A 9,176-nucleotide genomic window follows, 5' to 3' on the forward strand; every position below is an offset into this window, starting at 1 on the left:
TTCGACGCCTGGGCCCGCGCCGGCATGTCGCTCGGCAGCCACGACTACCAGATCCTCGCCACCGAGGGCTACCAGAGCAGCGGCAACTCCAACATCACCATCGGCGGCACGACCGATCCGTCGCCCTCGCCCTCGCCCTCGCCCTCGCCCCGCCCCTCGCCCACGGTCTCGCCGTCCTCGCCGGGAGGCAACACCGGCCCGTGCCGTGTGTCCTACACCAAGAACGAGTGGAACAACGGCTTCACCGCCGAAGTGAACATCACCAACACCGGCAGCGGCACGATCAACGGCTGGACGCTGGCCTGGTCGTTCTCCGGCGGCCAGCAGATCACCAACTCCTGGAACGCCACCGTGAGCCAGAGCGGCTCGTCGGTGACCGCGCGCAACATGTCCTACAACGGCTCGCTGGCCCCCGGCGCCAGCACGTCGTTCGGGTTCCAGGGCACCCACTCGGGCAACAACCCGAACCCCTCGGCCTTCAGCCTCAACGGCTCGGCCTGCACCACCGGCTGACCAGCACCACAGCGTGGCGGGAGCGGGCGCCCTCGGGCCCCGCTCCCGTCCGCACGTCCGGCCTCTGGCGGAAACCACCCCGGCGGACGGAACCGCCCGTGCCGTACGGAACCGCGTCTGCCGGCGGGGGTGACCCGGCCGGCGATCCCCGGCCTGATGGTCGAGCTTGAGGGGACCGCCGTCGCCTGACGCGGCCGTGTCGCCTGACGCGGCCATGCCGCCTCCGCCCGTGCCGCCTCCGCCCGTGCCGCCTCCGGAAGGGCTGCCGGAGGCGGCACTTACAGGCGCGGTCGGCCGGGCCCGGCTCGTGCGGATGCTCGCTACCTGTCGAGCAGATCAAGCCTGCGCTCGAGGTCGTTCCCGTTTCCTGTACGGCCGGCGTCGTGGACGCGGGATCACGCTGGTCAGCGACCGATCAGCGTGAGGGGCGGGGCGACGACATCAGCCCGCCGCGTGCGCGGAGCACCTCGCGGCCGCGTTGCGAATCGGGGAAACGGCCGAGCATCGCGCGCAGCTCGGCCGCGCCCACGTTCGCGCCGAACGGCTCCGTTCCCGGCTCCATCCGTACGCCCTCGGCGAGCGGGCCGGCGACCACGGGGTCGAAACCGAGCGCGTCCACGATCGAGGCGGCCACCTCGACGTCGTCCGGGTCGTCGCCCGCGATGGCGATCGCGCGGCGGCCGGGAGCGCCGGTGGGACGGGCGCCTTCCTCCAGGTCGTGGTAGCCCATGTGGTTGAAGGCCTTGACGACCCGGGAACGCGACAGGAACGCCTGAACGATCTCGCTGGAGGACGTGCGGGGGTCGGTGAGGTCGTCCCGCACCCCGTCCACCTCCGGCCAGTGGTTCATCGCGTCGAGCACGAGCCTGTCCCGCAGCGCCTCGGCGGGGACGTCGCGGTGCTTGCCGAGCGGCAGGGCCAGCACCACGACGTCCGCCTCTGACGCCGCCTCCGCCGCGGTCACCGCGACCGCCCCGGGCGTGACGACCTCGACGACGAGGGAGATCCGCGCGGCCTCCCCGGAGCCCGCGATCAGCACGCGGTAGCCTGCCGCGACGGCGAGACGGGCCAGCACGGTGCCGACCTTGCCGGCGCCGAGGATGCCGATGGTGCGGACGTCGCCGGGTTTCATGGTCGCTCCGGATCGCCGGCGGCTCACGCGTGCACCGCGTCCGCGGCGAGCAGTTCGCGTACGCGCGGGGCGACCTCGCGGCCGAGCAGCTCGATCGTGCGGGCGCGGGCGTCGCGAGGAAGGTGCATGATGTCGTATTTGAGGTCGAAACGGCTCAGGCGCAGGTCGCGGGCCATCCTGACGATCTTGCGGGCGACCGTCTCGGGCGATCCGACGAAGAGCGCGCCGTGCTCGATCTCGGCCTCGTACCGCTCCCGGTCGGGCGCGTAGAAGCCGCGCTCGGCCGCGAAGTCCTCGACCACCGGCCGCCAGTAGCGCCACCAGGTCTCGACGGCCTCCTCGTCGGTGTCCGCGACGAGGCCGAGCGAGTGCTGGCCGATCGGCAGCTCGGGGTGTCCGAAGCGGCCGAGCGCCGTGAGGTAGAGCTCGACGTTCCTCGCGAACCGCTGCGGCCGTCCGCCGATGATGGCCATCATGAGCGGCAGGCCGTGCCGGGCGGCGCGCACCACGGAGTCGGGGCTGCCCCCCACGCCGATCCAGGTGGGGATGCCTCCCGGCCGCATCCGGGGATGCAGGAGCCGCCCGGTGAGCGGCGCCCGCACCGTGCCCGACCAGGTCACCCGCTCCTCGCGTTCGAGCCGCAGGAAGAGATCGAGCTTCTCCTCGAAGAGCCGCTCGTAGTCGGCCAGGTCGTAGCCGAACAGCGAGAACGACTCGGTCACGGAGGCGCGGCCCAGCACGATCCGGGCCCGGCCGTCCGACACCGCGTCGAGGGTGGAGAACTCCTGGTAGAGCCGCACCGGGTCGTTCGTGCTCAGCACCGTCACGGACGTGCCGAGCCCGATGCGCCGGGTGGCGGTGGCCATCGCGGCGAGGAGCACCGGGGTCGCGGAGTCGTTGTGCCCGTCCCGGTAGTGTTCCCCGACGCTGAAGACGTCGAGCCCCACCGACTCGGCGAGCCGGGCCTCCTCCACGAGCAGGCGTACGGTCTCGGCGTCGTCGAGCACGCGCCCGCCGTCCGTCGCCACCTCCCCGAACGAGTTGAGTCCCAGCTCGAAGCGTGGGTGGCCGATTTCGCCGGCGGTCATGGTGTCTCCCCGTCCCGGCATGCCAGACATACCGATCATCTCCCCGTACGTGTGCCGGCGGCAGGGCGCAGCGCCCCCCGCCGGCCTCGATGACGTGCGGATACCTGGTTACACGCCGATGATCGGTAACTTCAATCGAACCCTGGTCACATGAAGGGAACCGGCCGGGGGCTCAGCCGAGATCGTCGGGGTCGGCGCCGGCCGCCGTGTCGAAGGCGTGGCGGTTGGCGCGGATCGTGTCCTGGTTGGCGGCCGCCCACCGGGTGAGCGCCAGGACGGGCTCGGACAGGGTGCGTCCGAACGGGGTGACCTCATACTCGACCCGGGGCGGGACCTCCGCGTAGATCACGCGCTCGACCAGGCCGTCACGCTCCAGGCCGCGCAACGTCAGCGTCAGCATGCGGCGGGAGATGCCGGGGGCCGTACGCAGCAGCTCGGTGAAGCGCATCGGCCCGTTGCCGAGCAGCCCGATGAGGATCAGGCTCCACTTGTCGCCGATCCGGTCCAGCACGGATCGCAGGACGTCCGGGTCGTGCTCCAGGCAGGATCTGCCCAGCGAGCGCAGCACCCTGTCCGCCTCGGCCTGGTGGGACATAGGGCTCCCGCCTCCTCCGTCACCCGAGGTGATCACATTCTGTCGCCCTGAGAGGTCGTCAAAGCGTACATCGGTGACGAAATGTGACCACCCTGGCTCGGTCACGTAACGGCATGCCTCACATAGCGGCCCTGACGTAGCGACGCAGCGTGGCGGCCTCACCGGCCGGCATACCGGGGTCGTCGCCGGGGACGAACCCGAGTGCCGTGCCGATCCTCCTGCCGGTCGATGCCAGCGTGCCCATGACCGCCCGCCACACGGTGGTCGAGATGGCGATCCGCGGCCGTGGGTCACCGGCTGAAGACGTCTGCGGCGGCCGGCACCCGCCGCCACTGCTGCTCGGCTGGTGAGCCAGAACAGCGGCGAGCGCCTCGACGTCGCCAGTGGCTCCACCGCCGACGGGGCGACCGTCATCCAGTACACCTGCGGCAGCGGCACCGACCAGCAGTGGACCCGCACCGAGTCGTGACCCGCGGGCGGCCTACTGGAGGTAGGCCGCCAGGCCGAGCCCCTGGTCCCGTACGGCACCGGCGACGAGGCCGGCGATCTGACGGGCGCCCGCGGCCTCGAAGTGGGTGTGGTCGTTGGCGAAGAAGGCGCCGACCGGGCCCGAGGTGTAGTCGCCGTTGAACGGGCAGAAGTGGAGGCTGTTGTAGAGCGTGTAGCTCAACTTATGGAGGTCGATCACCGGGGCGCCGGTGGCGGAGCCGACGGTGAAGGTGTCGGTGACGAAGCCGCGGTTGGGAGTGGCGGTGCTCCCGCTGCAGGTCAGGGCGGCCACCGGGGTCACGAGCACCGGGTTCGCGCCGCGCTGCTGTGCGGCGCGGACCATGGTGGTGAGCAGCTCGCGATAGCGGGCGGCGCCGACGTGGCGGGGACAGGACGGGTCGCCGTCGTTGATGCCGAACTGGATGAACAGATAGTCGCCCGCCTTCATCCCGGTCGAGGCGTCGAGCATCGACTGCCACCGGGAGGCGTAGGCGGTCGAGCTGAGCGCGCACTCGCCGCTGGAGTTCATGCTGTTGGTGACGGCCGACTCGTACAGCCAGGTCTGGACGCTGCGGCCGCCGACGGCGTTGTTGACGACGGTGGCGTTCGTGGTCAGGTACTGACCGAGCTCCCGGCCCCAGCCGACGATGGGGGCGCCGGAGCTGTTGGCGACGGTGGAGTCGCCGGCCAGCCATACGGTGATCCGCCCCTGGGCCGGAGTGGGGCTCGGTGTCGGGCTGGGGCTGGGGGAGCGGGTCGGCGAGGCGCTGGGGCTGGGGCTGGGGGAGCCGGTGACGCCGCCCGTGCAGGTGACCCCGTTGAGCGTGAAGCTCGCCGGTGCGGGGTTGGCGGAGCTCCACGAGCCGTTGAACCCGAAGCTCACCGACGCGTTGCTCGCGATGGTGGGGTTGTAGTCCACGTTCACGGCGGTGACGGCGGACCCGGTCTGGGTGACCGCCGCGTTCCACGCCTGGGTGATCCGCTGGCCCGCGGTGAACGACCAGCCGAGGGTCCAGCCGTTGATCGTGTCGCCAAGGTTGGTCACCGTGACGTCCGCGCCGAATCCGCCGGGCCACTGGTTGGTGATCCGGTAGGTGACGGCGCATCCGGTGGCGGCGTCGGCGGGCGCCGCGCCCGCCACCCATGTGAGCGCTCCCGTCAGCACGGCCGCGGCCGAGGTGACCAGGGCGGCGGCTCGTCGCCTCAACGTGCTCATCGGCATTCTCGCTTTCTCCGGGTCGGGGTCTGCCGGACCGTGTGACGGCGGTCCGTCCGGTCGCACCGGCCGCCGCGCCCCCGGGCGGGTGCGGCGGCCGGCGTCGCCGGGCTCATATGGCCCGGCATCCGGCGCTGCCGGGCTTGTACGGCCCGGCGTCCCGGGCTTATACGGCCCGGCATCCGGCGTCGTTGAGGGTGAAGGAGCCCGGCGCGTGGTTGGCGCCGTTCCAGGTCGCGGTGAAGCCCACGGTCGCGGACGCACCGGGGGCGAGCGCCGGGCTCCACGACGGCCCGGTGACGGTGACGGTCGGCCCGGTCTGGGTGAACGTGCCGTTCCATCCCTGGCCGATCTGCTGGCCGTCGGGGAAGGTCCAGCGCAGCGCCCACGGGCTCACCGTGCCGGACCCGGTGTTGGTGACCTGTACGTCGGCCTGGAATCCGCCGGGCCACTGGTTGGTCACGGTGTAGCGCACCTCGCACGCCGCGGCCGGGCCGCCCGGTGTGGTGCTGGGGGACGGGGAGGCGGTCGGTGTCCGCGTCGGGCTCGGGCTTGGCGTGGGGGTGGGCGTGGGGATGGGTGTGGAAGTCGGGGTGGGGGTGAGGGTCGGAGTAGGGGTCGTGCGCGGCGGGAGGTGGTCGGCCACGATCGGCGCCAGCCTGGCCGCGATGGCGCGGTGCCCGGCGTCGTTGGGGTGGACGTTGTCGGACAGGCCGTCGGGCGGCACCCACCCGTCCGTGGGAACGAAGAAGACGTTGCGGTCACCGGCGTCGTTGACGGTCCGCACCGCGGCCTGGGTCTGCGGGACGAACCGCCCGCGGAAGGTCTGCAGGGCCAGGATCGCGGCCCTCGGGTACTTGCCGCGGATCGTGCGCAGCAGGCCGGTGTAGGAGTCCTGGAACTGGGCCGTGGACACGCCGTGCCCCACGTCGTTGGTGCCGAGGTTGATCACGACGACGTCCGCCTGGTAGCGCGAGAAGTCGTGGTCGGGGGCCCCGTCGACGGCGCTGACCTTCACGAAGCGCCGGTCCAGGCCGACGCATCCGTCGGCGGTGGTGACCAGGCAGGCGCCGCCCTCCGCGACCTGCATGTGGTCGAGCCCGAGCTGCTCGCCGACCAGCCAGCCGTACGCGGTGAGGGCGTTCTTCGAGGTGGTGGTGCCGACGGTGATGGAGTCGCCGACGAACTCGACCATGCCGCCGGCCGGACGCGCGGGCAGGGTGCGCGCGCCCGGGTCGAGGACCAGGCCCTGGAACACCGCGTCGCCGTGGTAGGAGCCCGCCACCACGCGGTAGGACACGCGCAGGGTGTGGTCGCCGGCCGGGAGCGGGGTGGGGGTGAGGTCGACCGTGCCCCGCACGTTCTGCAGGTAGACGTCGGGGCGGCCGTCGATGCTGTAGTAGAGGTCGATGGCGTTGCGCTGCTTCAGCTTGACGGTGGTGCCGGTGAAACCGGTGGTCAGGTAGGCACCGGCCCACCCCGGGACGTAGGCGGAGCCGTCGCGGACGTCCCAGCGGCCGACGAAGCGGATGTTCGGGTCGGCAGGCGTCCCGTCACCTGCGGCGGCCTGGGCTCCGGGCGGCGCCGCGACCATGATCGCGAGCGCGGCGGTCAGTACGGTGACGAGCGCGGTCGCGAGAGCGGCGGCCACGACGGCGAGGCGCATGGGTTTCATGGCGCTCCGTTTCTCCTGGGGTGGGTTCGCCGAGGGGGTCGAACGCGTCAGTACCCCTGGGCGGGCGTACGCGTGGGCGAGGGAGGCCGGTCTGCCGGGGCGATGGTCGTTCATCGGCTCGTTCGCCGGACCGCCGGGGCGCGGGACGTGAAACATTCATGTGGACGAGGCGATTCGCTTCCGGGCCGGCGCCGCGCGCGGCGTACTTCCGGTCGCTCCGGAGGCGGGTCCCACCGGCCCGGAACGCGGGTCGCGCCGCAGGTCATGCTCGCCCGCGAACGGTCGTGACGCTGGGGTCTTCCCACGTGGGCCTCCGGACGGACGGACGCGAGGACGGGGGACATCAGGTCTGGGAACGTTCACAGGATGAGAGTTGTCCCGTGCGACGTCAACGACCGTTAAACGGTCGCCTCGGGGGCTCCTTTTTGTGCTTATGTGCCGACGCTTCTCGGCAGGCCGCTGGTGGGCTACTGTGCACGTTCACAGAACCTCGTGAGGCGGAGACGTGTCCCGATGTCCCGCCCTACCGGAGTGCCCCGCGTACGGCGGGGACGATCCGTGTCCTGTGGAGGCTGGGAGAGACATGAAGAGACGTGGTCTCGCTGTGCCGCTGTGCGCGGCGGCGATGATGGCGGGGGCCGGTGTCGTCGCGGCGTCACCGGCCTCGGCGGCGAGCGGGTGCAGTGTCACCTACGCGGTCAGCAGCGAGTGGCCGGGTGGTTTCGGGACGAACATCACGATCAGCAACCTGGGCGACCCGATCTCCTCGTGGACGCTCGTGTGGTCCTATCCGGCGGGGCAGCAGGTGACGCAGGCGTGGAACGCGACCGTCACCCAGAGCGGATCGCAGGTCACCGCGACCAACGCCGCCTACAACGGGTCGGTGGGCACCGGCGGCAGCGTCTCCTTCGGCTTCAACGGCTCGTGGTCCGGGAGCAACCCGGCGCCGACGGGCTTCACCCTCAACGGCACGCCGTGCACGGGCGGCGTGACCGGTTCACCCAGCCCAACCGCGAGCCCGTCTCCGAGCCCGTCACCGAGCGCGTCGCCAAGCCCGTCCCCGAGCCCGTCACCGAGCGCGTCGCCAAGCCCGTCTCCGAGCCCGTCCCCGAGCCAGTCTCCGAGCGCGTCTCCGGGCGGGAAGAGGCTGACCATGCTGGGGGCGGACGTGTCCACCCTGCAGCGTGCCGGCGACCTGGGCGCGAGGTACTACGACGCGTCCGGCGCGCAGCGGGACCCGCTCGACATCCTCAAGGACATCGGGGTGAACTACGTCCGGCTGCGGATCTGGAACAACCCGGCCAGCGGCTACAACAACAAGGCCAAGGTGCTGCAGTACGCCAAGACCGTGAAGGCCAAGGGCCTGAAGCTGCTGGTCGACTTCCACTACTCCGACACCTGGGCGGATCCCGGCAAGCAGTACAAGCCGGCGGCGTGGGCGAGCCACGGGATCGGCCAGTTGCAGACCGACGTCTACAACTACACCTACGACGTGTGCTCCAGCCTCAAGGCGCAGGGCACCACCCCTGACAGCGTGCAGATCGGCAACGAAATCAACGTGGGCATGCTGTGGAATGACGGCAAGGTCGTCAACAACGACTTCACCAACCTGAGCCTGCTGCTCAAGGCCGGCTATAACGCGACGAAGGCGTGCAACTCCGGCACCCAGGTGATCATCCACACCGCCAACGCGGACAGCGACGCGAACGCCCGCTGGTTCTACGACGGCATCAGGGCCAAGGGCGTGTCGTGGGACATCACCGGCCTGTCGTACTACTGCTACTGGCACGGCACGATGCCCAACATGGCGGGCGTGGTCGCCGACATGAAGTCCCGCTACGGCAAGGACGTGATCCTCGCCGAGACGGCCTATCCCTACACCACGGCCAACGGCGACGGCACCCCCAACGTGATCTCCTCCTCCGAGCCGTGCTCCGGATATCAGGCGACGCCCGCGGGGCAGGCGGCCAACTTCACGGCGGTGCAGACAACCGCCCGCGACGCGGGCGCGATCGGCGTCTTCTACTGGGAGCCGACCTGGTACGCCGTGCCCGGCAACGGCTGGGACCCGGCCGACATCAACGGCTCCGGCGACGGCTGGGACAACCAGGCGATCTTCGACAGGAACGGCCGCCTCAACCCCAACGTTCGCTGGACGCCGTAAAGCCCCCGTGACCCGGGTGGTCCGCCTGGGACCACCCGGGTCACGGATCGGGGATCAGGCCGCCGATCAGGGCGAGGTTCTTGACGGCGGCCAGGCCGTACTGGGCGGTGGCGTTGGTGGACACCCACGGGGCCTGCTCCGTCGGGTTGAAGCGTGGAGGCGACCTTCTCTGCCCGCCACGGCAGGTCCGGCCCGTAGCCGTCGCTGAACCACTCCGACTTTCGTGGAGGCCCTGAAGCCAGCATCATCTGCTGGCGGAAGGGAGAATCACGTCACGATGCCAGCCCCGAGGAAGTATCCCCAA

At 71.2% G+C, this 9,176-nt stretch carries 9 protein-coding genes and 1 pseudogene; 3 read left to right on the top strand and 7 right to left on the bottom strand.

Annotated elements, in window-relative coordinates:
• Nucleotides 1-513, top strand: a 513-nt coding sequence (locus FLV34_RS43315; protein WP_187280851.1) for a cellulose-binding domain-containing protein, incomplete at its 5' end; no start/stop codon positions are given.
• Nucleotides 514-928: 415 nt separating this feature from the next.
• On the opposite strand, the gene FLV34_RS38010 is transcribed toward FLV34_RS43315, so the two are convergent.
• From FLV34_RS38010 to FLV34_RS43015, 4 genes are all read right to left on the bottom strand, one after another.
• Nucleotides 929-1,645: an NADPH-dependent F420 reductase gene (locus FLV34_RS38010; RefSeq protein WP_147945463.1), complete on the bottom strand. Its 717-nt coding sequence runs from the start codon at nucleotides 1,643-1,645 to the stop codon at nucleotides 929-931.
• 23 nt (nucleotides 1,646-1,668) lie between these two features.
• Nucleotides 1,669-2,733 carry an LLM class flavin-dependent oxidoreductase gene (locus FLV34_RS38015; protein ID WP_142647528.1) on the bottom strand — a complete coding sequence of 355 codons (1,065 nt, stop codon included), beginning with the start codon at nucleotides 2,731-2,733 and terminating at the stop codon, nucleotides 1,669-1,671.
• A 172-nt stretch (nucleotides 2,734-2,905) separates the two neighbouring features.
• Complete coding sequence (locus tag FLV34_RS38020) at nucleotides 2,906-3,328, bottom strand: helix-turn-helix domain-containing protein (RefSeq protein ID WP_147945464.1); 423 nt, start codon at nucleotides 3,326-3,328, stop codon at nucleotides 2,906-2,908.
• Between the two features lie 118 nt (nucleotides 3,329-3,446).
• A complete protein-coding gene (locus tag FLV34_RS43015; protein ID WP_260617246.1) occupies nucleotides 3,447-3,572 on the bottom strand; it encodes a hypothetical protein in 126 nt (41 codons plus the stop codon).
• 102 nt (nucleotides 3,573-3,674) lie between these two features.
• Here FLV34_RS43015 and FLV34_RS38025 point away from each other — a divergent pair, with 102 nt between their 5' ends.
• Nucleotides 3,675-3,797, top strand: coding sequence for an RICIN domain-containing protein (locus tag FLV34_RS38025; protein ID WP_205830211.1), 123 nt, complete (start codon nucleotides 3,675-3,677; stop codon nucleotides 3,795-3,797).
• A gap of 12 nt (nucleotides 3,798-3,809) precedes the next feature.
• Here the strand turns inward: FLV34_RS38025 and FLV34_RS43320 are convergent, their stop codons facing one another.
• Both FLV34_RS43320 and FLV34_RS38035 read right to left on the bottom strand, forming a co-directional pair.
• A complete protein-coding gene (locus FLV34_RS43320; protein ID WP_142647522.1) occupies nucleotides 3,810-5,033 on the bottom strand; it encodes a cellulose binding domain-containing protein in 1,224 nt (407 codons plus the stop codon).
• Nucleotides 5,034-5,199: 166 nt separating this feature from the next.
• The gene (locus tag FLV34_RS38035) at nucleotides 5,200-6,708 is read right to left on the bottom strand and encodes a cellulose binding domain-containing protein (protein ID WP_205830210.1); all 1,509 of its coding nucleotides are present in this window, start codon (nucleotides 6,706-6,708) and stop codon (nucleotides 5,200-5,202) included.
• A gap of 583 nt (nucleotides 6,709-7,291) precedes the next feature.
• Between FLV34_RS38035 and FLV34_RS38040 the strand changes: the two genes are divergently transcribed.
• Nucleotides 7,292-8,872, top strand: coding sequence for a glycosyl hydrolase 53 family protein (locus tag FLV34_RS38040; RefSeq protein ID WP_147945465.1), 1,581 nt, complete (start codon nucleotides 7,292-7,294; stop codon nucleotides 8,870-8,872).
• Between the two features lie 40 nt (nucleotides 8,873-8,912).
• Here the strand turns inward: FLV34_RS38040 and FLV34_RS43535 are convergent.
• Nucleotides 8,913-9,029: pseudogene (locus FLV34_RS43535) on the bottom strand (hypothetical protein); the annotation flags it as partial.
• Between the last annotated feature and the right edge of the window lie 147 nt (nucleotides 9,030-9,176).

Source organism: Microbispora sp. CSR-4, assembly GCF_008033685.1.
In the GTDB taxonomy this organism is placed as follows: Bacteria; Actinomycetota; Actinomycetes; order Streptosporangiales; family Streptosporangiaceae; genus Microbispora.